General features: G+C 68.8%; 22 protein-coding genes. 7 read left to right on the forward strand and 15 right to left on the reverse strand.

What is annotated here, in order from left to right; all coding sequences use genetic code 11:
- Nucleotides 1-234: 234 nt before the first annotated feature.
- From ACE3QP_RS12385 to ACE3QP_RS12400, 4 genes are read left to right on the forward strand one after another with little or no spacing between them, the layout of a single operon-like run.
- On the forward strand, nucleotides 235-1,395 hold the full coding sequence (locus ACE3QP_RS12385) for an EAL and HDOD domain-containing protein (RefSeq protein WP_374436469.1): 1,161 nt from the start codon (nucleotides 235-237) through the stop codon (nucleotides 1,393-1,395).
- Nucleotides 1,396-1,439: 44 nt separating this feature from the next.
- The gene (locus ACE3QP_RS12390) at nucleotides 1,440-1,751 is read left to right on the forward strand and encodes an Hpt domain-containing protein (RefSeq protein ID WP_374436471.1); all 312 of its coding nucleotides are present in this window, start codon (nucleotides 1,440-1,442) and stop codon (nucleotides 1,749-1,751) included.
- Nucleotides 1,748-3,961, forward strand: coding sequence for a putative bifunctional diguanylate cyclase/phosphodiesterase (locus tag ACE3QP_RS12395; protein WP_374436473.1), 2,214 nt, complete (start codon nucleotides 1,748-1,750; stop codon nucleotides 3,959-3,961). The genes ACE3QP_RS12390 and ACE3QP_RS12395 overlap by 4 nt, the downstream gene beginning before the upstream one ends.
- Before the next feature lie 54 nt (nucleotides 3,962-4,015).
- Complete coding sequence (locus ACE3QP_RS12400) at nucleotides 4,016-5,869, forward strand: diguanylate cyclase domain-containing protein (RefSeq protein WP_374436475.1); 1,854 nt, start codon at nucleotides 4,016-4,018, stop codon at nucleotides 5,867-5,869.
- On the opposite strand, the gene ACE3QP_RS12405 is transcribed toward ACE3QP_RS12400, so the two are convergent.
- The 15 genes from ACE3QP_RS12405 to ACE3QP_RS12475 all read right to left on the reverse strand — a co-directional run bounded on the left by ACE3QP_RS12405 (nucleotide 5,862) and on the right by ACE3QP_RS12475 (nucleotide 20,312).
- Nucleotides 5,862-7,616, reverse strand: coding sequence for a diguanylate cyclase domain-containing protein (locus ACE3QP_RS12405; RefSeq protein WP_374436477.1), 1,755 nt, complete (start codon nucleotides 7,614-7,616; stop codon nucleotides 5,862-5,864). The genes ACE3QP_RS12400 and ACE3QP_RS12405 overlap by 8 nt on opposite strands.
- The gene (locus ACE3QP_RS12410) at nucleotides 7,613-8,491 is read right to left on the reverse strand and encodes a transporter substrate-binding domain-containing protein (protein ID WP_374436479.1); all 879 of its coding nucleotides are present in this window, start codon (nucleotides 8,489-8,491) and stop codon (nucleotides 7,613-7,615) included. The genes ACE3QP_RS12405 and ACE3QP_RS12410 overlap by 4 nt, the downstream gene beginning before the upstream one ends.
- Before the next feature lie 67 nt (nucleotides 8,492-8,558).
- On the reverse strand, nucleotides 8,559-9,272 hold the full coding sequence (locus tag ACE3QP_RS12415; RefSeq protein WP_374436480.1) for an RNA polymerase sigma factor FliA: 714 nt from the start codon (nucleotides 9,270-9,272) through the stop codon (nucleotides 8,559-8,561).
- A complete protein-coding gene (locus tag ACE3QP_RS12420) occupies nucleotides 9,272-10,027 on the reverse strand; it encodes a MinD/ParA family protein (protein ID WP_374436482.1) in 756 nt (251 codons plus the stop codon). Before ACE3QP_RS12420 ends, ACE3QP_RS12415 begins: the two co-directional genes overlap by 1 nt.
- Before the next feature lie 12 nt (nucleotides 10,028-10,039).
- A complete protein-coding gene (gene flhF, locus ACE3QP_RS12425) occupies nucleotides 10,040-11,701 on the reverse strand; it encodes a flagellar biosynthesis protein FlhF (RefSeq protein ID WP_374436484.1) in 1,662 nt (553 codons plus the stop codon).
- Entirely contained in the window at nucleotides 11,698-13,785 is a 2,088-nt protein-coding gene (gene flhA, locus ACE3QP_RS12430) for a flagellar biosynthesis protein FlhA (RefSeq protein WP_374436486.1), read from the reverse strand. Before flhA ends, flhF begins: the two co-directional genes overlap by 4 nt.
- Nucleotides 13,782-14,945 (reverse strand): flagellar biosynthesis protein FlhB, encoded by a 1,164-nt coding sequence (gene flhB, locus ACE3QP_RS12435; protein WP_374436488.1) that lies wholly within the window; start codon nucleotides 14,943-14,945, stop codon nucleotides 13,782-13,784. Before flhB ends, flhA begins: the two co-directional genes overlap by 4 nt.
- A 163-nt stretch (nucleotides 14,946-15,108) precedes the next feature.
- Nucleotides 15,109-15,741 carry a protein phosphatase CheZ gene (locus ACE3QP_RS12440; protein WP_198109486.1) on the reverse strand — a complete coding sequence of 211 codons (633 nt, stop codon included), beginning with the start codon at nucleotides 15,739-15,741 and terminating at the stop codon, nucleotides 15,109-15,111.
- Nucleotides 15,742-15,758: 17 nt separating this feature from the next.
- Complete coding sequence (gene cheY, locus ACE3QP_RS12445; RefSeq protein WP_198109487.1) at nucleotides 15,759-16,148, reverse strand: chemotaxis response regulator CheY; 390 nt, start codon at nucleotides 16,146-16,148, stop codon at nucleotides 15,759-15,761.
- 20 nt (nucleotides 16,149-16,168) lie between these two features.
- Nucleotides 16,169-17,092 carry a flagellar motor protein MotB gene (gene motB, locus ACE3QP_RS12450; RefSeq protein ID WP_374436491.1) on the reverse strand — a complete coding sequence of 308 codons (924 nt, stop codon included), beginning with the start codon at nucleotides 17,090-17,092 and terminating at the stop codon, nucleotides 16,169-16,171.
- 15 nt (nucleotides 17,093-17,107) lie between these two features.
- Nucleotides 17,108-17,965, reverse strand: a complete 858-nt coding sequence (gene motA / locus ACE3QP_RS12455; RefSeq protein ID WP_198109489.1) for a flagellar motor stator protein MotA — start codon at nucleotides 17,963-17,965, stop codon at nucleotides 17,108-17,110.
- 82 nt (nucleotides 17,966-18,047) lie between these two features.
- Nucleotides 18,048-18,773: a trans-aconitate 2-methyltransferase gene (locus ACE3QP_RS12460; RefSeq protein WP_374436493.1), complete on the reverse strand. Its 726-nt coding sequence runs from the start codon at nucleotides 18,771-18,773 to the stop codon at nucleotides 18,048-18,050.
- Nucleotides 18,773-19,312: a flagellar transcriptional regulator FlhC gene (flhC, locus tag ACE3QP_RS12465; RefSeq protein WP_198109491.1), complete on the reverse strand. Its 540-nt coding sequence runs from the start codon at nucleotides 19,310-19,312 to the stop codon at nucleotides 18,773-18,775. Before flhC ends, ACE3QP_RS12460 begins: the two co-directional genes overlap by 1 nt.
- Nucleotides 19,313-19,339: 27 nt before the next feature.
- A complete protein-coding gene (flhD, locus tag ACE3QP_RS12470; protein ID WP_198109492.1) occupies nucleotides 19,340-19,663 on the reverse strand; it encodes a flagellar transcriptional regulator FlhD in 324 nt (107 codons plus the stop codon).
- Nucleotides 19,664-19,811: 148 nt separating this feature from the next.
- Entirely contained in the window at nucleotides 19,812-20,312 is a 501-nt protein-coding gene (locus ACE3QP_RS12475; protein WP_198109493.1) for a tetratricopeptide repeat protein, read from the reverse strand.
- Between the two features lie 453 nt (nucleotides 20,313-20,765).
- On the opposite strand from ACE3QP_RS12475, the gene ACE3QP_RS12480 reads away from it, so the two are divergent.
- From ACE3QP_RS12480 to ACE3QP_RS12490, 3 genes are all read left to right on the forward strand, one after another.
- Nucleotides 20,766-21,599 (forward strand): flagellin, encoded by an 834-nt coding sequence (locus ACE3QP_RS12480; RefSeq protein ID WP_198109494.1) that lies wholly within the window; start codon nucleotides 20,766-20,768, stop codon nucleotides 21,597-21,599.
- 352 nt (nucleotides 21,600-21,951) lie between these two features.
- Nucleotides 21,952-22,788 carry a flagellin gene (locus ACE3QP_RS12485; protein WP_198109495.1) on the forward strand — a complete coding sequence of 279 codons (837 nt, stop codon included), beginning with the start codon at nucleotides 21,952-21,954 and terminating at the stop codon, nucleotides 22,786-22,788.
- Between the two features lie 340 nt (nucleotides 22,789-23,128).
- The gene (locus ACE3QP_RS12490; protein ID WP_198109496.1) at nucleotides 23,129-23,992 is read left to right on the forward strand and encodes a flagellin; all 864 of its coding nucleotides are present in this window, start codon (nucleotides 23,129-23,131) and stop codon (nucleotides 23,990-23,992) included.
- Nucleotides 23,993-24,089: the final 97 nt, after the last annotated feature.

Consider the following 24,089-nt stretch of genomic DNA (forward strand, 5'->3'; position numbering starts at 1 on the left):
ACCGCCTGGCCGATCTGAAGCTCTACAACCAGAGCGAGCGCAGCGCCGCCGAAGACCTCGACATGACCGAGGCGATCTCGAAGTTCCAGGTGCAGCAGACCAGCTACGATGCAGCGCTCCGTTCCTACGCTGCCGTGCAGCGTTTGAACCTGTTTGACTACCTGAACTTCTGAGGCGCCGCGGTCCTGCGCTTGATCGCAAGGGGCCCGGCACCGAGCCGGGAGCCCGATCGCGATGAGCAGCACCAAGCACCCTGTCCTGGCCCAGTTGGCGCTGGGTTTCGCCCCGCTGTACGACAAGCAGCGCCAGGTCCTGGCCACCCGGATCAGCTGCATCCCCCTCAAACCCGACGCCGCCATCGACCCCGCGGCCCTGCTGGCCGCCGTCAGCGAGGCCGCGCCTGACAAGCCGGTGGTGCTGAACGTGCCCCAGGAAGCCGCGCTGCAGGGCCTGCTGGCGCAGGAGCTGCCGGCCAACATCGTGCTCGAGATCCCGGCCTTCCTGGCTGGCGGCCTGGCCGGCGGGCTCGAAGGCAAGAAGGGCCTGCTGCTCAAGGGTGCCAGCGCGCTCGGGCCCGAACGGGCCGCCTTCAAGGCCACCGAACTGGACCTGGACGATCTGCGCCGCGGCGTGCAGGACCCCAACACGCTGCCGCTGTGGTGCAACGTGGTGCGCTCCGCCCCAGAGGCCCAGGAGGCCTTTGAGCGCGGCGCCGCCGCCGTGTTCGGTGTGCCCGTGGAAGGCCACTACGAGGCCCCGGCCGGCGCACCCGCCAAGAGCGAGGTCAGTGCCGACCTGCAGGTCATCATCGTGCTGATGGGCCAGGTGGACCAGGGCGAGAGCGTCGAGAAGATGGAAGCCACGCTCAAGCGCGACCCCGGCCTGGCCTTCAAGCTGCTGCGCTACATGAACAGCGCCGCCTTCGGCCTGCCGGTCGAGGTGACCTCCTTCCGCCACGCCATGATGCTGCTGGGCCTGAACCGCCTGAAGCGCTGGCTGGCCCTGCTGCTGGCCACCGCCAGCAAGGACAGCACGATGCGCCCGGTGATGTGGGCCGCATTGCGCCGCGGTCTGCTGATGGAGGAACTCTCCAAGACCCTGCAGGACAGCGACGCCAAGGACGAGATGTTCATCTGCGGCCTGTTCTCGCTGCTCGACCACCTGCTCAAGACCCCGGTGGGCAAGCTGCTCGAATCCATCCCCTGCCCCGAGCGCGTGCGCCAGGCACTGGTGGAGGACACCGGTCCCTACCAGCCCTTCCTGCAACTGGTGCATGCCATCGAGCTGGAGTCGGTGTTTGACTACCGCGAGGCCGCCGAGACCCTGATGATCGGCCCGGCCGAGCTGAACCAGGCAGTGCTGAACTGCCTGCTCAAGGGCGCCCAGCTCGAATGACGGCAGGGTCAGCCGAACTGCTCGACCCCCAGGCCCTGGCCGACTTGCGGGCGCTGGACCCGGACGGCAGCCAAGGCTTGCTGCGGCGCCTGGGCGAGGCCTGGGCACGCAGCCTGGAGCGGCTGCTGCCCGAACTCGACCAGGCGGCGACCGGCCCTGACCTGGAAGCGATCCGTCGTATCGCACATACGCTGAAATCCAGCACCGCCAATTTGGCAGCATTGCATTTGTCGGCTCAGTGGCAGACGATCGAACAACAATGCAAGGAGGGCCGGGCCGAAGGCCTCGCAGACCAGCTGGCGCAAGCGTGCGCCGGCACGCTGCGGGTGCGTGAGGCACTGCGCGCAGTCGAATGAAGCCCGAGTGCCTGTCCGACCAGGGCCTGGTCTGGATCGTTGACGACGACGAGGTCGGCCTGATGGCGACCGCCGCCGCGCTGCGCGCGCGCGGCTTCGAGACCGTCGAGATGCACACCGGGCCGGAGGCCCTTGAGGCGCTGCGCCACGCCACGCCCGACCTGCTGGTGCTGGATGCGCTGATGCCCGAGATGGACGGCTTTGAAGTCTGCCGCCAGGTGCGCGCGCGCCCGACCCTGGCGGGCCTGCCGGTGCTGATGCTCACCGGCCTGGACGACGAGGCCTCGATCGAGCGCGCCTACGAGGTCGGCGCCACCGACTTCTTCGTCAAGAGCCGGCAGTGGAGCCTGCTGGTGGGGCGCCTCCGCTACCTGCTTCGCTCGGCGCGCACGCGCCAGGAGCTGGAACGCTCCAAGGCCCGGCTGGCACGCGCCCAGGATCTGGCCCGCATGGGTAGCTTCGACTGGCATGTCGGCGCTGGCGTGCGCCTGTCTGTCGAGGCCCAGCGCGTGCTGGGCGTTGCAAACCAGACACACTGGCCGCTGTCGCGCCTGCTGCGGCTGGTGCCGCGCAGCGACCGGGGGCTGCTGATCGGCCTGCTGCGCGAGCTGTTCGCGCAGGCCAGTGCCCTGGTGACCGACCTGCCCTTCTGTGCCAAGGGTGGCCGCCTGCGCATGCTGCACCTGGAGGCCGAGCCCGAATTCGACGAGAGCGGCCGCCTGACCGATTACTCCGGCGTGCTGCAGGACGTGACCGACCGCCGCCAGGCCGAGGACAAGATCCGCCAGCTGGCGCACTTCGATGCCCTGACCGGCCTGCCCAACCGGCGCCAGCTGATCTGGCGTGCCGAGCGCGCCATCGACGCCGCACGCCGTCAGGGCCATATGGCCGCCCTGCTGCTGATCGATCTGGACCGCTTCAAGAACATCAACGACACCCTGGGCCATGCCGCCGGTGACGAGCTGCTGATCGAGGTGGCGCGCCGCCTGCGCGCCTGTGTGCGCCACTCGGAGCAGCTGGTGGAGGGCCTGCTCGATGGCGGCAGCGGCCGCGGCCACCGCAACCTGGAAGCCGTGGGCCGCCTCGGGGGCGATGAATTCGTCGCCCTGCTGCCCGAAATCACGCAGGTGGCCGACGCCGAGCGCGTGGCGGCGCGCGTGCTCGAAGCGATGCGCGAGCCGGTGTTCGTGGCCGGGCAGGACTGTTTCATCAGCGCCAGCGTGGGCATCTCGCTGTTCCCGCAGGACGGCGCCAATGTCGTCGACCTGCTGCGCAATGCCGACGTGGCGATGTACGCCGTCAAGGACCAGGGCCGCAACGGTTGCGCATTGTTCTCGCCTCAGCTGGGTGGCAAGGGCCGCGAGCGCCTGGAGCTGGAGGCCGCGCTGCACCGCGCGCTGGAGCGTGGCGAGTTGGTGCTGCACTACCAACCCAAGGTGGACGTGCGCGCCGGCCGCATGGTGGGCGTCGAGGCCCTGATGCGCTGGCAGCGCGGCGGCCAGCTGGTGCCGCCGGGCGATTTCATCCCGCTGGCCGAGGAAACCGGCCTGATCGTGCCGATGTCCGAATGGGCGATGCGCGAGGCGGCGCGCCAGGCGCGTGCCTGGCAGCAGCGCGTCGGTTTCGAGGAGTCCATCGCCGTCAACCTGCCCAACCGCATGTTCGAGCGCGTGGATCTGGTCGAGCAGATCCATGAGGCCGTCAGCAGCGCCGGCGTGGCGCACCGCAGCCTGCAGCTGGAGATCACGGAGACCGGGCTGATGAAGGACCTGCACTCCGTGATCCCCACGCTGCACCGCCTCACCGCCATCGGCGTCGAGATCTCGATTGACGACTTCGGTACCGGCTACTCCTCGCTCTCCTACCTGACCAGCCTGCCCTTGTCCGAGCTCAAGATCGACCGCAGCTTCGTGCGCGATCTGGGGGTCTCGCCCCAGAGCGCGGCGGTGGTCACCGCCATCATCGCGCTGGCCCGCTCGCTGGGCCTGAGCGTGGTGGCCGAGGGAGTGGAGACGCCGCGCCAGATGGACGTGCTGCTGCGCCAGGGCTGCCGTGTGATGCAGGGCTATCTGTTCGCCAAGCCCATGAGCGGCGACTCGGTGGTGCAGTGGGTCGAACAAATTCTGCTGCCGCGCCAGGCCGACTGGCTGCGCCACGCGCTGCCGGACGGGCTGGAGAGCCTGCCGCAGTCGCTCGGCAGCCGCGGCTGAGCGAATTTCGCGGCGCAAGCCGCGCAGGCGGCGCCAGCGCTGCTACAAATCCGCATGCCCGATCCAAGCCTCCCCCCGGCCCAGCTCGCCAAGCAGGCCTTGCGCCGGCTGGCCGCCGCCAAGCTGGAGCCCACGCCCGAAAACTACGCCCGCGCCTATGCGCTGGAGTCCGGCCAGGAGCCGGCCGGCAGCAGTGCCGAGGCCGGCCTGTCCGAGCGCGCCCTGGCGGCCTTGCAGCGCCTGATGCAGCTGGGCGTGAGCGATCTGGGCGAGCGCCAGGAACTGCAACGCGAACTGCGCTTGGGCGAGTTTGATGCCGTGCAGCGCCGCAGCGAACGCCTGCTGGCAACCGAGGGCCCGGCCGCGCAGGGTGAAGCGCTGGCCCAGGCGGTCGACAAGCTGGCCCGCGGCCTGGAGCGCGGCGGCAGGCAATGGACGCTGGCGCGCAAGAAGGACGGCCTGCAGCGCGTGCTGGCGGCCAACCGCGGCGACGGCACCCGCCTGATCAAGCGCCTGCGCCAGCTGGTGCTGAGCTGGGACAGCGATGAGGCTGCCACCGCGGTCGAAACCCAGGGCGAGCCCGGCGCCGAGGAGCCGGGCGGCACGCCCAGCCAGTTCTTCAGCGATGAGGAGCAGCAGCCCGCCGCCGCGTCGCTTTCGGCTCCCCCGCTCGAACGCATCTCGCTGGAGGCGCCGGCCTCGCACTGGCCCCGCATCGGCGCCGAACTGCACCAGACCGTGCAGGTGGCGCTGCAACCCGCGGGCGATGCGCCGGCCCTGGTGCAGCGCATCGAGCAGCTGCTGGCCGACCTGCAGCGCGAGCAGCAGGCCGCGCAGCAGGGGGATGCCGGCGCGGCACGCGCCGAAGCCATCGCCCAGCTCTGCGCCCAGGCGCGTCGCCTGCTGGAGCACCGCCTGCACCTGAGTAGCCAGCTCGGCAGCCTGTGCCGCGAACTGAGCGCCAGCCTGGTCGAGCTCAGCGAGGACGAGAGCTGGGCCCAGGGCCAGGCCGTGGCCATGAACGACACCCTGGATCAGGGCCTGTCCGCCCTGGCGGTGCGCAGCGTGGCCGAGCGCCTAGCGCACACCCGTGCGCGCCAGCACGCACTGCGCGAGGAGCGCCGCGCCGCCCGCGACGCGCTCAAGGGCCTGATGCAGACCCTGCTGAGCGACCTGGGTGCGTTGGGTGAGCACACCGACCGCTTCCATCAGCACCTGGGCCGCTACACCGAGGTGATCGAACAGGCCGACTCGATCGAGAGCCTGACCGGCGCCGTGCGCGAGATGCTGCAGGAAAGCCGCACCGTGCAGGGCCTGGTGCAGCAGACGCAGGCCAAGCTGAGCGGCGAGCACCAGCGCGCCAGCGCGCTGGCCGAACGCGTGAACCAGCTGGAAGTGGAGCTGCTGCGTCTGTCGGAAGAGGTGCAGACCGACCAGCTCACCAAGGTCGCCAACCGGCGCGGCTTGCAAGCGGCCTTTGTCACCGAGCAGGCGCGCCAGGAGCGCGAGGGTGCCCCGCTGGCCCTAGCCCTGCTGGACATCGACAACTTCAAAAAGCTCAACGACAGCCTGGGCCACGCCGCCGGCGACGAGGCGCTCAAGGGCCTGGCCGCACGCGCCCAGTCCATCCTGCGCCCGGGCGACCTGGTGGCGCGCTACGGCGGCGAGGAATTCGTGCTGCTGCTGCCCAACACGCCGCTGGACGAAGCCCGCCAGGTGCTGGGCCGGCTGCAGCGCGCGCTCTCGGCCAGCCTGTTCATGCACGAAGGCAAGGACGTGTTCGTGACCTTCTCGGCCGGCGCCACGCTGTACCGGGGCGGCGAGGCGCTGGAAGACGCCCTGCAGCGCGCCGACGAAGCGCTCTACGAAGCCAAGCGCACCGGCAAGAACCGGGCCTGCATCAACTGAGTCCCTGCGCGCGGCTGCGCCGCGCCGGCCCGCCCTTGGCGCGGTACATGGCGGCATCTGCCCGGCGCAGCAGTTCCTCGGCCGCCAGGCCGTCGTCCGGGAACACCGCCACCCCCACACTGACACGGAGCAGCAGCTCGGGGCCTTGCTGGCGCACCGGCCCCTCCAGGGCCTCGGCCACGCGGCTGGCCAGAGCCAGCGGGTCGGCCTCGGCGTGCACATCGCTGAGCACCATGGCGAACTCATCGCCCCCCAGGCGGCCGGCCAGATCACCCGGGCGCAGCTGGGCGCGCAGGCGCTGGCCCAGCGCGTGCAGCAGGGCATCGCCCACCGCATGGCCATGGGCGTCGTTCACGCGCTTGAGCTCGTCCACATCCACAAACACCACCGCCAGGCGGCGGCGCGAGAAGCTGGCGCGCGCCAGCGCCTGCTCCAGGTCGTCCAGGAAACCCGCGCGCAGCGGCAGCTCGGTCAGTGCGTCGCGCCGGGCGGCCTCCAGCTGGTAGGCCGTGCGCTGCAGGGCCTCTTGCATCTGGACCTGCTCGGACAGGTCTTCAAGCACCAGCTCGTAGCCAGGTTCGTCGGGCAGGCCCAGGCGCAAGGCGCGCAAGCGCAGCGCGGCCCGCTCGGGTGGTGCGTACTCGGCGTTCAGACGGAGCTCGGCGCTGGCGGCCCCTTCCAGCGGCAGCTCTTCCAGGTGCCGGCGCAGGCGCTTGCTCTGGGCCTCGTTCAGGCCCAGCAACTCGGCCAGGGGCTGCCCAAGCACTTCGGTGCGCGGACGGCCCAGCCAGCGCACCAGCGCCTCGGAGCCGGCTCGCAGGCGCAGCTTCGGGTCCAGCGAGGCCAGCATCACCGGCGTGTGCTCGTAATAGGCGGTGATGCGGCGCTTCTGGGCGCGCAGCTGCTCCACCGCCACCGCCAGCAGCTGGGGCGGCAGCAGCAAGGCCACCAGCGGCAGCGCGCTGGCCCAGGCACTCCAGCTGGAGGCCCCGACGGGCGCGGCCATCAGCCCGGCGCCGAGCGCATAGGAAAGCAGCAGGGAGACGCTGAGCGTGGCCAGCGCCGTGACGCCCAGGCCCTGCCACAAGCCCACCAGCACCAGGCCCAGGGCGACGAAGACGTAAGGCATCTGCAGCGTCGTGACCACCACCAGGGTGAGGCCCACCGCCCCCAGCAGCGCCACCCAGCACTCGGGCGTGGCCAGGCTCTGGCGCAGCTCGCGCGCCTGCGCCACCACCAGCAGGGCCAGCGGCAACACGGCCATGGCACCGGCGGCGCTGCCAGTCCACCAGGTCAGAGCCTGCACCCAGGGGGCTTCGTCGGGCTGCGCCAGCGCCAGGCTCAGCGTGGCACCCAGCAGGCCCGGCACCAGCGCGCCCAGGCTCAGCACCTGCAGCCACTGCAGCGGCTCCAGCCGGCGCCGCAGGCGGCTCCCCCAGGACCGCAGCAGCCAGGCACCCAGCGCAATCTCCATCGCGTTGGCCGGCAGGAACAGCAGGGCCTGCTGCCACTCCCAGCCCACCAGCCGGTTGCCCAGCGCCAGCAGGCCCAGCATCAGCCCCAGGGCCGGAGCGGCCCAGCGCAGGGGCAGCGCCAGCAAACCCGCCACCGCCACCGCATTGGCGTACCAGAGCGGCGCCAGGGCCTGCGGCAGGCGCGCCAGGCCGAGCGAGACGGCCAGCGCCAGCGCATACGCCACCAGCACCAGGGCCAGGCGCTCGGCGCTCGGCAGCGTGCGGTTGCTCATGCCGCACCCCGGCGCCGGTGCCAGGTCCACAGCGCCCCGGCACCGGCGGCCGCCAGGCTGGCCAGCCCCACGCCACGCAGATGTTCGCGCTCGGGCTGCACCGCCACCTGGTCCAGCCCGCCTTTAGGCAGCCAGCGCGCCAGGATGGCGCGCAGCTGGGTGTGCGGCAGGGCGTCCAGGGCCTGCTCCAGACGCTCGCCGATGTCCGCCCGGCCCTTGGCGTAGCCGAAGCTCAGCGGGTAGGAGTAGCCCAGGTCGGCCACCAGCTGCAGCGCACCGGGCTGCAGCCGCAGGCGACGGCGCGCATGCTCCACGCTGGCCAGATCGGCCACTAGAGCCTCGACCTGGCCGCTCATCAAGGCCTGCAGGCTGAGCCCGTCGTCGGGATAGGCCTGCCACTCGATGCGCGGGTAGTGGCGGCGCACGAAGGCCTCGATGGCATAGCCACGCCCCACCGCCACCCGCCGCCCGGTCAGGCGCCAGAGCTGGCCATCCCCCTGGCCGCTGCGCAGGGCCACCACGGCCGGCACCACCACATAGGGCGCGGTGAAGTCCAAGTAGCTGTCGCGCTCGGGCGTGGGGCGCAGCGAACTCAGCAGCTCAATCTGCCCGGCCTCGGCCAGCTGCAGCAGCTCGGACAGTGCACGGGGCTCGCTCCAGCGCAGGCGCAGGTGGGCGGCCGGCAGCAGCGCCCGCAGGATGTCGACGGACAGGCCCTTGACCGCGCCGTCGGTGTCACGGAACACGAAGGGGCCGTAATCGCGTTCGACGCCGAAGCGCAGCTCCAGCTCGCGCGGTGGCCGCGCCGGCACGCAGGCGACCGTGCCCAGCAGCAGCGCCAGGCAGGTGCGTCGTTCCCGGCAGTTGCATTTCATGGCACCCCCAGCGGTGGACGGTAGCCTCATTGCGCAACTTGTTACAGGGGGCCGACCCCTGGGGCCTTCAATGCTCGCGCAGCTTGACGCGCAGGCGGGCGATGGCCTGGCTGTGCAGCTGGCAGACGCGGCTTTCCGTCACCTTGAGCACGGCGGCGATCTCCTTGAGATTCATGTCGTGCTCGTAGTACATGCTCATCACATAGGCCTCGCGCTCGGGCAGGGCCTTGATGGCCTCGACCAGGGCGGCGCGCATGCGGTGGTCCTGCAGCTGCAGCGAGGGGTTGTTGGCATGGTCGACGACATGGCGGTCCAGGTAGTCGTCGCCGTCCTCACCGCCGCCGATGTCTTCCAGGTAAACGAGCTGGGTGCCGCGCACGCGCGTCAGCGCTTCCTGGTACTCGGCCAGCGAGATGCCCATTTGCGCCGCCACCTCGCTCTCGCTGGGCGCACGGCCCAGCTTCTGCTCGGCCTTGTGCACGGCGTCCTCAATCTCGCGCTGCTGGCGGCGCGTGCCGCGGCTGAGCCAGTCGCCACCGCGCAGCTCGTCGAGCATGGCGCCGCGGATGCGCTGGGTGGCAAAAGTTTCGAACTGCACGCCCTGGCCGGCATCAAAGCGGCTCAGCGCATCGGTCAGGCCGATCATGCCGACCTGCACCAGGTCGTCCAGCTCCACATTGGCGGGCAGCTTGGCAATCATCTGATGCGCCAGACGGCGAACCAGGGGGCTGTACTGCTTGAGCAGCACATTGGTGTCGAGCTTGCCTTTGGCGGTGTACATCAGGTCATCAGCGGCGCGTATTCCAGGGCTCCATGATGCACCCTCTGGGGCTCCAACCCCAGCAGGCTGTCGCGCGCCAGGCGGCGCAATTCCGCACTCGGTGCGGCGCGCAATCCGGCCCTGGGGTCCAGCGCCGCCCAAACCGGCAAGGCGGCGCCCAAGAATCGTTCGGCACAGTCGGCCAACTGCTCGGCGATGCGGCGCGTGAGCGCCAGGCGCGGGTGGCCCGCCACCAGCAGGCCGAACACCTGGCAGTGGGCCCGCTGCTGCAGCCATTTCATCGCGGCATAGGCCTGGGTCATGGCCTGGGGTTGCAGGTCGGTCAGCAGAATGGGTCGGCAATCCCCCTGCCCCACCAGCACCCGCGCCAGTTCGGCCACCGGGGCATGCAGCAGGATCACGTCGGCCTGCGGGGCGGCGCTGCGCAGCGCCTCCACCAGGCTGCCGGCGTTGCCGCGTGCATCCAGGTAATGGCCGGGCAGGCCGCGCGCCTCCAGGAACTGCACATCGTCCGACAGCGCTTCCAGGCAGGCCGCCAGATTGATGCGCGCGAGCTCCGGCGCCGGCTTGGCGGCCGGCCCGGCATCCACCACCAGCACCTGCAGGCCACGCTCCAGGTAGGCGCCCACCAGGGCGTCCAGCATCAGTTCGGCGGCTTCCAGGCCAGCTTGCGCCAGCACCGGCACCAGCACACCGCCGCGGGGGGCGAACAGGCGGCGCAGGCCAGCGGCCTGGTCACGCGGGGTTCGCAGCATGGCGCTCCTCGATCAGTGGGTCGCGAAAACGAGCTGCAGGTCCTGCGGGTCCTTGCTCCAGGCACTGGCGGCGCGCGGCTTGAAGGCGTGCTGCACCAGCTCGTCCGGGCTCAGGCGCAGCCAGTCCTCGGGCACCCGCTGGCCGTTCGCCACGGCCTGCAGGGTCAGGCGGTGACGAATCAGGATGTCCAGGGCCGGGCCGAGGCGCACGGCTTCGTCGATCTTGCTCAGCACCACGCCCTCGCACTGGCTGGCATGCCAGGCGCCCACCACGTCGTCCAGGGTCTCGCCCTGGGCGCTGGCGTTCACCACCAGCAGGCGGCGGATCGAGGGGTGGGCCACCATCTCCAGCAGCTCCTGCGTGCGGCTGTCGCGCTGCGCCATGCCGGCGGTGTCGATCAGCACCATCTGCTTGTTGGCCAGCAGGTCGAGCAGGTCGTCCAGCGAGGCGCGGTCGTGCGCGGTGTGCACCGGCACGCCCAGGATGCGGCCATAGGCCCGCAGCTGCTCGTGAGCGCCCAGGCGGTAGGCGTCCAGGGTGATGAGGCCGAGCTGGCTGGCGCCATGCTTGGCCGCGAAGTTGGCGGCGATCTTGGCGGTGCTGGTGGTCTTGCCCACGCCGGTGGAGCCGATCAGCGCGAACACGCCCTGGCGGTCCTCGAGCGCGATGGGAGCGACATGCAGATTGCGCGCCAGCACGGCGGCGGCCCACTGCATTTCGTCGGCCCCGGCGGCAAAGGCGCTCGGGCAGGCATCAACGAGCTTGCGCGTCAGTGCCGGTGAAAAACCCGCCTCCAGCAGCTGCTGGGCCAGGCGCGCCTGCACCGGCTGGCGCTGCAGCTTTTCCATGAAGGCCAGGGCACCGAAGCGCTGCTCGATCAGGCCCTTCATGTCCTGCAGCTCGCGCATCACGTCGGCACGTTCGCGCTCGTTGCGCGAGGCGCTGGCGCCGAAGTCACCGGCTGGGGTGGGCGGCGCCACTTCATCGCGCAGCACGGGCGGGTTGCGGCGCAGGGTCGGGGCATCGATGCCGCGCATGCGCGGGGCCTCGACGGCGGCGGCACGCGGTGCATCAGCATGCAGGCGCTCGCGCGCTTCCTGGCGCAGATTGCGCGGTGGCTCGGCCAGGCGCGCGGGCGCCGGTGCCGGGTCTTCCAGCCGGGGTTCGATGCGCTGTGCGGGCTGCCCAGCACCGGCGGCGGCCCAGCGTTGCGCGGCACTGCCCTGGCGTTGCACAGGGGCGGCGGGCTGGGCGGCGGCGAAGCTGGCCTGCTCCACCCGCTGCGCGCGCATGGCCTCGATCTGCGCCTGGGCACGACGGGCACGCTCGCCTTCGCTGTCGGGCTTGCGCTGCAGCTGCGGCGGGGCCACCGGGTCGGGCTGACCCTGCAGCTCGGCCTGGCGGCGACGCAGCATGCGCTCGCGCACATAGTCCTGGAACGACAGGGTGCTCATGCCCATGGCGGAGACGTCCTGCTTGACCGAGGTGCCGGGGCCGGCGCCGCGCGCGGCAATTTCCTGCACCTTGGCCAGGCCCTCGGGCTCCATGGCCAGCACCTCGATGCCTTCGGCACAGGGCTTGGTGGCCAGCACCACCGCGTCGTCGCCGAAGGCGGCACGCACGAGGTTCATGGCCTCGCGGGTGGTGGGGGCAGTGAAGCGCTTCATGTTCATGCGGCACCTCCAATAACGGAACCGATGCGAATCGAGTGGGTCTCAGGCACTTCGCTGTGCGACAGCACCTTCAGGCGCGGCGCGGCACGGCGCAGCAGGCGCGCCAGCGGGGCGCGAATGAGGTCGGGCACCAGCAGGCAGGCGGGTACGCCGCGCTCTTCCTGCTGGTTGCTGGTTTCGGCGGCGCGGCGGGCCAGCTGGTCGGCCACGCCGGGGTCCAGGGCCTGGCCGTGCGGGCTGGTGAGGGCCTGCACGATCAGGCGCTCCAGCTCGGGGTCCAGGGCGATCACGTCGAGTTCCTTCACCGGCCCGTAGATCTGCTGCACGATGGCCGGGGCCAGTTGCACGCGCACCCGGCGCGCCAGCTCGGTCGGGTCGGCGGTGCCGCCCGCGTGCTCAGCCAGCGCCTCCACGATGGAGCGCATGTCGCGGATGTGCACGCCCTCTTCCAGCAGGGCTTGCAGCACACGTTGCAACAGAGGCAGGGCGACCATCTTCGGAACCACGTCTTCCATCAGCTTGGGGGCCAGCTTGGTCAAGTGCTCGACCAGTTGCTGGGTTTCCGTGCGGCCCAGGAGCTTGGCCGCATGGATTTGCATCAAGTGTGAAAGATGGGTGGCAATGACAGTCGAACAATCAACCACGGTGTAGCCGGCCATTTGCGCGGCTTCCCTTTGCTTTTCTTCGATCCACACCGCCGGCAGGCCGAAGGCGGGGTCGGTGGTCTTGGTGCCGGGCAGCTTGGTGGTGGCGTGGCCCGGGTTGATGGCCAGCCACAGGCCGGGGTAGGCCTCGGCCTCGGCCACCACGGCGCCGCGCAGCAGCAGCCGGTACTGGCTGGGGCGCAGCTCCAGGTTGTCACGGATGTGCACGGCCGGCGGCAGGAAGCCGACGTCCTGCGCGAACTTCTTGCGCACGCCCTTGATGCGGCTGAGCAGGTCGCCGTCGCGCGCCTTGTCCACCAGGGTGATGAGGCGGTAGCCCACTTCCAGGCCCAGGGTATCCACCGGCTGCAAGTCGTCCCAGCTGGCTTCGCCGTCGCTGGCGGCCTGGGCGGGCGGCGGGGCCGGCGGGGCCAGCTTGGCGCGGCGCTCGCGCTCGCGCAGCCACCAGGCGCCCCAGCCCAGCAGGCCGGACATCAGCAGGAACACCGCATGCGGCATGCCCGGAATCAGGCCCAGCGTGGCCACCACGCCGGCCGTGATGGCCAACGCGCGCCAGCTGCCAAACATCTGCGTGCCGATCATGGCGCTGATGTCACGCTCCTTGCCCACGCGCGAGACCACCATGGCTGCAGCCACCGAAATCAGCAGGCCGGGGATCTGCGCCACCAGCGCGTCACCCACCGCCAGCAGGATGTAGCTGTCGGCCGCCTGACCGAGTGACAGGCCGTGTTGCGCCATGCCAATGGCAAAGCCACCGACGATGTTGATGACCAGGATCAGGATGCCGGCCACGGCGTCACCACGCACGAATTTGCTGGCACCGTCCATCGAACCGAAGAAGTCGGCCTCGTCACCCAGCTCGGCGCGGCGGCGTTTGGCCTCCTTCTCGTCGATCAGCCCGGCGGAAAGATCAGCGTCCACCGCCATCTGCTTGCCCGGCAAGGCGTCCAGGGTGAAGCGGGCCGACACCTCGGCGATGCGCTCCGAACCCTTGGTAACGACGATGAAGTTGATCACCACCAGGATGGCGAACACGATCAGGCCGACGGCGAAATTGCCACCGATCAGGAAGTGGCCGAAGCTCTCGATCACCTTGCCGGCCGCACCCGGGCCGGTATGGCCTTCCAGCAGCACCACGCGGGTCGAGGCCACGTTGAGCGACAGGCGCATCAGCGTGGTGAGCAGCAGCACGGTCGGGAAGGCGGCGAAATCCAGCGGCCGGATCATGTGCGCGGCCACCATCATCACCATCAGCGCCAGCGCGATGTTGAGGGTGAACAGGAAGTCCAGCGCGAAGGGCGGCAGCGGCAGCACCATCATGGCCAGCACCAGCAGCACCGCCACCGGCGCGCCCAGCGCCGTCAGCACCTGGCTGTGCGGCCCGATCCAGGCCTGCAGCTTCTGCGTCAGCTCGTTCATACGGCCTGCTCCTCGTCAGACGGCGCCAGGGCCTGCTCTTCATGCGGATCCATGCCCTTGGGCACGGCCGGGTCCGGCGCCTGCGGCTCGCGCCCCGGGCGCGCGGCGCGCAGCTGGTACAGCCAGGCCAGCACCTGCGCCACGGCGCCGAACAGGCTCATCGGCACCTCGCGGTCCAGCTTGGCGTGGGCGTACAGCGCACGCGCCAGCGCCGGCGCCTGCAGCACCGGCACCTTGTGCTCCTTGGCCACGTCGCGGATGCGCAGGGCCAGCAGGTCGGCGCCCTTGGCCACGACGCGCGGGGCGCCGTCCTTGGCCTCGTCGTACTTCAGGGCCACGGCGTAGTGGGTCGGGTTCATCACCACCAGATCGGCCTTGGGCACCGCGGCCATCATGCGCTGGCGCGTCAGCTCGCGCATGCGGGCGCGCTGGCGGGCCTTGATCTCGGGCGAGCCCTCGGTCTCCTTCATTTCCTGCTTGACCTCGACGCGGCTCATGCGCAGGCGGCGCAGGTAGAGCTGGCGCTGCAGGGGCACATCCAGCGCCGCGAACACGGCCAGGGCCAGGGTCAGCGCAAACAGGCCCGCCAAAAGCAAGCGGCCGGCCTGCGCGAGCGCCTGTTCCAGCGGGGTGGACATGAGGCTGACGTACTGGTCCAGGCGCTGATGCAGGGCCCAGGCCGCCACGGCGCCCAGCAGCACCGCCAGCAGGACGGCCTTCAAGGCCTGGCCGGCGTTTTGGCCCGAGAACAGACGGCCCAGGCCAGCCACCGGATCCAGCAGGTTCCAGCGCGGTCCCAGGGCCTTCAAGGTGAAGTTCCAGCCTCCCAGCGCAAGCTGTGAGGCCACGGCCGCGCCGCCCAGCACGGCGCCGATCATCAGCAGGGCCTGCACCAACCGCCCGCCCAGATCCGCCAGGCTGTGCTGCATCGCCCCGGGATGACTCAGGCTCTGGGCATTGAAGCGCAGGCCGTCGGCCAGCAGCCGCTGGCAATCCTGCAGCGCCTGCGGCAGCCAGAACCAGGCCAGCAGGACCATGGCCGCCAGCACCAGCGCGTGCGCGAGGTCGCGCGAGCGGGGCAGCTGGCCCTCTTCGCGCGCTTTGCGAATCTTGCGCTGCGAGGCGGGTAAGTTGTGGTCTTGGGCGTCTTTGTCGGCCATGCGGGGCACAGGACGCGATCAAGTTCGGCCTGTGCCGGCATTGTTCTGACTCGCCCCCGCGCACTTGAGCCCGAGAAGCGGGGCGATCACCCGCCTATTCGAAGCCCCAAAGCAAAGCGGCGGGCACCGTCTGGCGCCCGCCGCTTTTAGAAACCGGATGCGATCAGAAGCCCAGCGAGGCCAGCAGATCGTCCACTTCGCCCTGATCGGCCACCACATCGGTGCGGCCTTCGGGGTTCACCACGGGGCCCTGCAGCACTTCCTGGCTGACCTTCTCGCGCTGCTCGGGCGGCACCACCTGCACCAGCAGCTTAACCAGGCTGTCCTCCAGGTCGGAGGTCAGCTGCACGACCTTCTTGACCACCTGGCCCGTCAGGTCGTGGAAATCCTGCGCCATCATGATGTCGGTCAGGTGCTGGTCGATATGGGCCGTGCGGGTCTCGATGTCGGTGACGAAGTTCATCACCGCCCCACTGGCCACGGCACGCACCGGGTCGGCCGTCAGCTTGGCTGCCAGCTCCCGCGTGGCATTGGCAATCGCCTCGTGATCCAGCTTGGCCTGATCAACCGAATTCAGCACCTTGTTGGCGGCTGCCGCGGTCTTGTCGGCGATGTAGGTCAGGCGGCTGCGTGCGTCGGGCAGGCCATCGGTCGCCACCTGGAGCTTCGGCATCACGCCCAGCTGTTCCATGGTGTCGTGCAGCAGCCGGGTGATGGTCCCGATCTGCTGAAACACTGCCGGATCCACTGCAAGACCCTGGCCTTGGGCCAGCTTCGCGAGTTCTTCCATCTGCATGATGCCGACCTCCGGGGTTATGCCGCAGCCATCTTCTGGATGATCTTCTGCACCTTCTCTTCGAGGGTGGCCTTCGTGAAGGGCTTGACGATGTAGCCCGCTGCACCCGTCTGGGCAGCCAGCACGATGTCTTCCTTGCGTGCCTCGGCGGTCACCATCAGCACCGGCAGGTGCTTGAGGTTGGCGTCTTCCTTGATCGCCTTCAGCAACTCGAAGCCCGTCATATTGGGCATGTTGATGTCGCTGACGACGAAATCGAACTTCGAGGCGCGCAGCATGTTCAGCGCTTCAGCGCCGTCTTCGGCCTCTTCAGCGTTCGTGTAGCCGATCTCCTTCAGCAGGCCGCGCACGATGCGCCGCATGGTGGAGAAATCGTCAACGATCAAAAACCGCATGTCGGTGCTCATGGGCCAATCCTTCTCTTCTCTCAAGCGGGAGGCGATGCGGCGGCAGCGGGCGGGGCCGCTTCTTCCTCATCGCTCAGGTTCTTCAGCACGGCGTCCTCGGCATCCCGGTTCATCACGATGATGCTGATGCGACGGTTGGCGGGACTTTCAGGCGCCTGGGTGTCAAGAAGCTTACTCGAAGCAAGACCTTGCACACGCAGCATGCGGGCCTCGGGCAAACCCCCGGCGACCATCTCGCGGCGTGACGCATTGGCGCGATCCGCGCTCAATTCCCAGTTGCTGTAGCCGCGCTCGCCGGCGCTGAAGGGTTTGGCGTCGGTATGCCCCTCGACGGTCAGGCGGTTGGGCACCTCGGCCAGCACGGCGCCGAGTTCCTGCAGCAGCTCGCGCATATAGGGCTTCACCACGGCCGAGCCGGAGTCGAACATCGGCCGGTTGCCCTCGTCGACGATCTGGATACGCAGCCCTTCCTTCGTCATGTCCAGCTTGATCTGCCCACCCAGGGCGGACAAGGCGGGGCTGAGCTTGATCTTCTCCTCGACCTTCTGCTTGAGCTCCTGCAGGCGCGAGCGCTCGGCACGGCGCTGCTCTTCCTTGAGCGCCTTGAGGTTGTAGAGCCGCTTGGCGGCCTCGATGTCGCCATCCTTGACCTGGCCATCCTGCCGCGTCAGGTCCTTGCCGCCGCCCTTGACGACGGAGGAGGCATCGCCCGCCCCTGAGCCGCCCAGCATGGCGATCTTCAGCGGCGAGGAGAAATAGTCGGCAATGCCCTTGCGGTCGCCCTCGGTGGTGCTGCCCAGCAGCCACATCAAGAGGAAGAAGGCCATCATGGCCGTGACGAAGTCGGCGTAGGCGATCTTCCAGGCTCCACCGTGCGCTCCGTGGCCGCCCTTCTTGACCTTCTTGACGATGATGGGCTGGAGCTTCTTGGTGTCGCCTGCCATGGCTAGCGCGCCTCTTTACTTCTTTTTGACGTGGCTTTCGAGCTCGGCAAAAGTGGGCCGCACGTTCGAGTACAGCACCTTGCGGCCGAATTCCACCGCCACCTGGGGCGCATAGCCCTGCATGGAAGCCAGCAGCGTGGTCTTGATGCACACCAGTTCCTTGCCCGCCTCATCCAGCTTCTGCTCCAGCAGGCCAGCCAGCGGCTCGGCAAAGCCGTAGGCCAGGAAGATGCCCAGGAAGGTGCCGACGAGCGCCGAGCCGATCATGCCGCCCAGCACCGCCGGAGGCTGACCGACCGAGCCCATGGTGTTCACCACACCCAGCACGGCGGCCACGATGCCGAAGGCCGGCAGGCCGCCGGCCAGGCGGTTGAGTGCGGCCACGGGGGCATGGGCCTCGGCGTGATGGGTATCGATCTCGGCATCCATCAGCGCCTCGATCTCGTGTGCATTCAGGTTGCCGCTCACCATCATGCGCAGGTAGTCGGTGATGAACTCGGTCACATGGTGGTCGGTGCCGACGTTCGGGTACTTCTGGAACAGCGGCGACTTCTCCGGCTCCTCGACGTCCTTCTCGATCGACATCAGGCCTTCCTTGCGGGCCTTCTGCAGGATGTCATAGAGCAACGCCATCAGCTCCAGGTAGCGCGCCTTGGTGTACTTGCTGCCCTTGAAGCACATGCCCAGGCCAGAAGCGGCGGCCTTGATGACGGGCATCTGGTTGTTGGCCAGGAAGGCGCCCAGCGCGGCCCCGAAGATGGTCGTCAGCTCGAAGGGCAGCGCGTGCAGGATCACCCCGATATTGCCCCCGTGCGCGATGAACACGCCGAAGATGCAGACGAGCATGATGACCCAGCCGACGATGACGAACATGGGGGTGTGGGTGAGCGGAACGTCGGGCGATTGTGCAGGGATTCAAACGGGCGACCGCGGGCAAACAGGCCAAACCCCACGGTCAATTCAAGTCTTCAGCACGGTAAAGAAAGAGCTGGTGACGGCCGATAGAGGGCCACTGCGCGTGGGGGCGGATGCCGGGCAGCTCGAAGTCCAGGCTGAGCAGCCAGGCGCCGGGCGGCAGCTCGGCGCGTGCCTTGGCCAGCACCCGCGTCATGGTCTCGGGGCGCTGGAACAGGTAGAGCAGATCGAGCTCGCGCCAGCTGTCGGCCCACATGTCGCCGCGCCGCACCTGGGCCCAGGGGCAGCGCCAGCGCGCCCACAAGGCCAGCGGCCAGCTCGCCTCGGTCCCCGCCAGTTGGGCGGACGGCAGCGCGGCGCGCAAGGCGCGCAGGCCGGCGCCGCTGCCGCAGCCGGCGTCCAGCACCCGCGGTGCGCCCGGCAGCTGCAGGTGCGCGCTTAATTCAATCAGAGCACCGCGGGGTGTCAGGAACAGGGGGGCATCGCCCCAGAGCCGGCGCGGGTAGAGCGCCAGCAGGGCAACCGCCAGCACCAGCCAGAAGCCGGCCGGCAAGGCCGCCTGCGACAGCAGCAGGCCCAGCGGCAAGCCGAGCGCCACCCACAAGCGGCGCCAGGGCCGGCGGTGCAGCAGGGCACAGGCCAGCGACACCGCCAGCAGTGCCAGCCCGCCAGACCAGCCGGGCCCGAGCGCCTGCCAAGCTGCCCAGGCCAGCGCCCAGCTCAGCAGGGCCGACAGCGGCCAGAGCCGAGCCAGGCTCTCCCCCATCAGTGCGTGCTGGCCAGATCGGGGCTGCGGCCCTTGCCGGCGCGCGCCGGCGGGTTGCACAGGCCGCAGACGTAGTGGCGCGCCATCTCGTGCGGGTGGGTGACGAACTGGCCGCGGCAGCGCGTGCAGGCGGTCAGGGTCAGCATGCCGTTGTCGATGAACTTGACCAAACGCCAGGCGCGCGTGACCGAAAGCAGCGCCTCGATGTTCTGCGCCTGGGTGTGCTCCAGATAGAGCTGGTAGGCCTTGATCACGGTGTCGATCTCATCCAGCGCCGCCGCCTTGTTCAGGTACTCATGGATGTTCATGAACAGCGAGGCGTGAATGTTCGGCTGCCAGGTCATGAACCAGTCGGTCGAGAACGGCAGCTGCCCCTTCGAGGGCGAGCGGCCCGACACCTCTTTATAAAGGCGCAGCAGGCGCTCGTAGCTCAGCTCGGTCTCGGACTCCAGCACCTGCAGGCGCGCGCCGAGGTGGATCAGGGTCACGGCACGCTCGATCTGGCGGGCTTCGGACAGGATGCTTTTGACGCGGGCCATGCTGGCTCCTCTCTGAGGGATTCGAGATCAGGCGGTTTCGCTGTGGCGACCGGCCATCAGGATCGAGGCATGCAGGCGGGCCGACTGCTCGTTCACGCTGGGCTTGTGGCTGCTGGTCAGCAGGCTCCACACCAGATCGTCTTCCATGCGGAAGCGGCACAGCAGGGTGCTGGAGCCGGCCAGCTTCATGATCTGCGCGGGCGAGAGCTGGGCCAGCAAGGTGGCCGTCTCTTCCGAAAGGCCCAGGCGGTAGAGCGCCTGTTCGCGGTCGGCGCGGATCAGGCTTTGCGCCAGCATCAGGTACGAGAGGTTGGTCTCGCGGATCTCGGCCAGGATTTGGTCAGGGCTCACGGCTCGCTCCTTGTTTGAGCAGCGCCGCGAAGTGCGACGCCATGGAGCCGGATTCTGAAAAACGAAGAAAGGGCCCGAAATCAGGCCCTTTCCAGCTGCGCCGTCAGCCTTTCCAGGCCCGGCTGTCAGACAAATTCCTACACGCCGGTCAGCGACGTGGCTTGGAGAGCTGCTGCAGGCGCTTGAGCTCCGCCTTCACCACCGGCAGCAGCTCCGGCGCCTCGGCCAGCAGGCTGGCGCGGGGCTTGCCGCGCTGCAGCCGGCGCAGGATGCGCTGGGCCTCCTCCGCCTCGCCCAGGCCGCTGAGCGCAAAGCCGAGCGCATACAGGCTGGGCCCATGGGTAGGCTGCACCGCCAGCGCCCCGCGGGCGTAGGAGGCCGCATGGGCCAGTTCACCGGCCGACAGCAGCAGCGCTGCCATGTCGGACTTGAGGTCGAAGCTGGCCGGTTGGGTGTTGAGGGCGCGCAGCAGCACCGTCACCCCATGCCCGAGTCGGCCGCGGGCCGCCTCGGCATAGGCCGCATTGCGCGCGGCGGCCAGCAGCGCCATGGCCTCGTTCATGGATTGACCCGGCGCCGGCACCACGCCGGAGGCGGCCATGCGCTGGCCCAGGTCATTGGTGGGGGTCACGGTCGACAGTGCAGACATGGCGGCGGCTCCGGGTTGGGCCTGCTGTGCAAGCCGCTGGATGAATACGAGGTGCGCCCGCGCGCTCGGCATCGGGCAAACAAACTTTAGGAATTTCGCCCCCGGCTCAAGCGGCGGAATTGCGCCGCTTCAGCCGCCCAGATCGCTGCACAAGCACCCCACCCCGCCCCTCTTCCGCAGCGCCCCCGCCCAAGATCACAATTAATTGGCACTTGAAAGCCCTGCTTATCGAAAGATCGAGGGTATTGACAGTTGGCTCTTAAGTTCCTAACGCAGGCTGCCGACAACCAACACAACGGATCTGGCGACGGATCACGTTGTCCGGCAGACCAGCTTCAGGCCCGAACTCCGCAAGGGGTCCAGACAGTGGAAGCGGAAGGGCCGGGCGGGGTCGCAAGACCTCTCCACGGGCCCATGCCGGGCCTTGTTCATCCGAGCTGAAAGGAACGCACCATGCCCGCCATCATCAATACCAACATCACCTCGCTGAACGCGCAACGCAATGCCGCCGCCAGCCAGCAGTCCCTGACCCTCGCCGTGCAACGGCTGTCTTCGGGTCTGCGCGTGAACTCCGCCAAGGACGACGCCGCCGGTCTGGCGATCTCGGAACGCATGAATGCCCAGGTTCGCGGCATGAATGTGGCCATCCGCAACGCCAATGACGGCATCTCGCTGGCCCAGACGGCCGACGGCGCGCTGTCCAAGGTGGGCGACGCCCTGCAGCGCATGCGCGAACTGGCCGTGCAGGCCCGCAACGGCACCAACACCGATGCCGACAAGACCTCGCTGGACCAGGAATACCAGCAGCTGGGCGCGGAAATCGGCCGCGTGCTGGGTGGCACCACCTTCAACGGTCAGACCATCGTCGGCGCCAATGCCGGTGACAAGGTCTTCCAGGTCGGCGCCAACACCACGGCCAACGACATCATCACCGTTACCACGACCGACATGACCGGCAATGCCGACATCACGGCCGTGACCGGCGGCAACCTGACCGGCGACTCCACCGCCCTGGCTACGGTGATCGACAACATCGACACCGCGCTGAACACGGTGAACAGCCAGCGCGCCACCTACGGTGCCGTGCAGAACCGTTTCGACGCCGTGATCAGCAACCTGATGGTCTCGTCCGAGAACCAGGCCGCAGCGAAGAGCCGTATCACCGATGCCGACTTCGCCATCGAGACCGCCAACCTGAGCCGGGCCCAGATCCTGCAACAGGCCGGCACCTCGATGATTGCCCAAGCCAACGCCCTGCCGCAGCAAGTGCTGTCCTTGCTTCGATGAAGCCTGGCCGGCCTCGCTGACCTCTGGTGCAGCCGCCGGCCTCTCTGTCGCGCAAACGACGGAGCTCATCCAAGAAGCGGACAACCTGAGCCCACCAGCACAAGCCCCACCTTGACCGCACCCCCAGCCCGCGCACGGGGGGCGGTCAATTTCAGGGCCCAGCGCCGGTCGGCCGCAAGAAAAGAACCTCAAACACCCCGCTATTCAGTATTCGGCTCAAGTCGCCCTCGCTCTCGACGAAAAGGGATCCATCGGGATCGCAGCCGCTCAGCGGCCCCCAGTGCCAACCGGCACCGGGCGCTCAAGCTGCATGCCGGTCTGTACCCCCGTTCTTCCTTGAGAGGAGTGCTTCATGCCCGCCATCATCAATACCAACATCGCGTCCCTGAATGCGCAGCGCAACACGGCAATGAGCCAGGCTTCGCTGCTGATCTCGACCCAGCGCCTGTCCTCGGGCCTGCGCGTGAATTCGGCCAAGGACGACGCGGCCGGCTTGGCGATCGCCGAGCGCATGAACGCCCAGGCCCGCGGCATGGCCGTGGCCATCCGCAACGCCAACGATGGCATCTCCTTGTCGCAGACGGCTGAAGGCGCGCTCTCCAAGGTGGGCGACGCCCTGCAGCGCATGCGCGAACTGGCCGTGCAGGCCCGCAACGGCACCAACACCGATGCCGACAAGGCCTCGCTGGACAAGGAATTCCAGCAGCTCAATGCGGAAATCGGTCGCGTCCTGGCCGGCACCACCTTCAACGGCAAGGCCGTGGTGGGCGGAAACGCCGGCGATCAGGTCTTCCAGATCGGCGCCAACACCACGCCGAACGACATCATCACCGTCACCACCCAGGACTTCACGGCCGATCCGAACATCGTGGCGGTGGCCGCCGACAACCTGACCGGTGACGCCGCCGCCCTGGCCACGGTGATCGACAACATCGACTCCGCACTGGACGCCGTCAACGGGGAGCGCGCCACCTACGGCGCCGTGCAAAACCGCTTCGAGGCCGTCATCAGCAACCTGATGGTGGCCTACGAGAACCAGGTGGCTGCGCGCAGCCGCATCATGGACGCCGACTTCGCCGTCGAGACCGCCAACCTGAGCCGCGCCAACATCCTGCAGCAGGCCGGCAATTCGATGATCGCGCAGGCCAACGCCCTGCCCCAAGGCGTGTTGACCCTGCTGCGTGGCTGAGGCAGGAGCGAGAAGGGTCCTGAGGACCCATCGACCCCGGCCGAAGGATGGCCGCCATCTCGCGGCGGCCGGCTGGGCGAGGCCGGAGCGAGAAGGGTCCTGAGGACCCATCGACCCCGGCCGAAGGACGGCCGCCGTCTCGCGGCGGCCGCCTAGGAGAGGCCACAGCGAACTGAACCTCACCCTCTACGGGCGGGGTTTGGCTGCTTTTCCAGGCTCTTATCGGCCCTTTGAGGCAGCGACCTCACTCCAAGAATCTGCGCCATAGAGACGGCCTTTGTGCCGCTCGACGCCGCCGCCCTTTTCGTGCGCGGCGGCAAACGCAGCAAGGAGTGCCGTCATGCCTCAGATCATCAATACGAACATCGCTTCGCTGAATGCGCAGCGCAACCTGAACATGTCGCAGAACTCGCTGCTCACGGCGACGCAGCGGCTGTCATCGGGCTTGCGGGTCAATTCGGCGAAGGACGATGCGGCGGGCATGGCGATTGCCGAGCGCATGTATGCCCAGGCCCGCGGCATGGCGGTGGCCATGCGCAATGCCAACGACGGCATTTCGCTGGCCCAGGTGGCGGAAGGTGCGCTGGCCAAGGTCACGGAGAACCTGCAGCGCATGCGCGAATTGACCGTGCAGGCGCGCAACGCCACCAATTCCAGCAGCGACAAGGACTCGCTGGACAAGGAATTCGGCGAGCTGTCCAAGGAAATCCAGCGGATCATCCAGGGCACCACCTTCAACGGCAAGGCCATCCTGGCCCAGGCGGCGGGCACGCAGACCTTCCAGATCGGCCCCAACACCACGCCGAACGACATCATCGACTTCACCACCACCGACCTCTCGGTGGCGCCGGAGATCGTGACGGTGGCAGGTTCCGACAACGCTGGCTCCGGCCGCCGGGTCATCAATGGCACCACCACCATCGACGACCTGGCCGTCGTGATCCAGGAAATCGACACCGCCTTCGATCTGATCAACGGCGAGCGCGCCACCCTGGGCGCCCAGCAGAACCGCTTCGAGGCAGTCATCACCAATCTGCAGATCGCCTACGAGAACCAGATGGCCGCCCGCAGCCGCATCATGGATGCCGACTACGCGGCCGAAACGTCCAACCTCAGCCGGGCCAACATCCTTCAGCAGGCCGGCACGGCGATGGTGGCGCAAGCCAACCAGTTGCCGCAGCAGGTGCTCCAACTGCTGCGCTGAACGAAAAAATTCTTCGTTCAGGGCCTAAAGTTGCCCGCAACCCCGCCGATACAGCCTGGGCGAACCTCCCATTTCGGGGCGTTCGCCCTTAGTGCAT

The sequence above is a fragment of the Inhella sp. genome, from assembly GCF_041912635.1.
Taxonomy (GTDB): Bacteria; Pseudomonadota; Gammaproteobacteria; order Burkholderiales; family Burkholderiaceae_C; genus Inhella.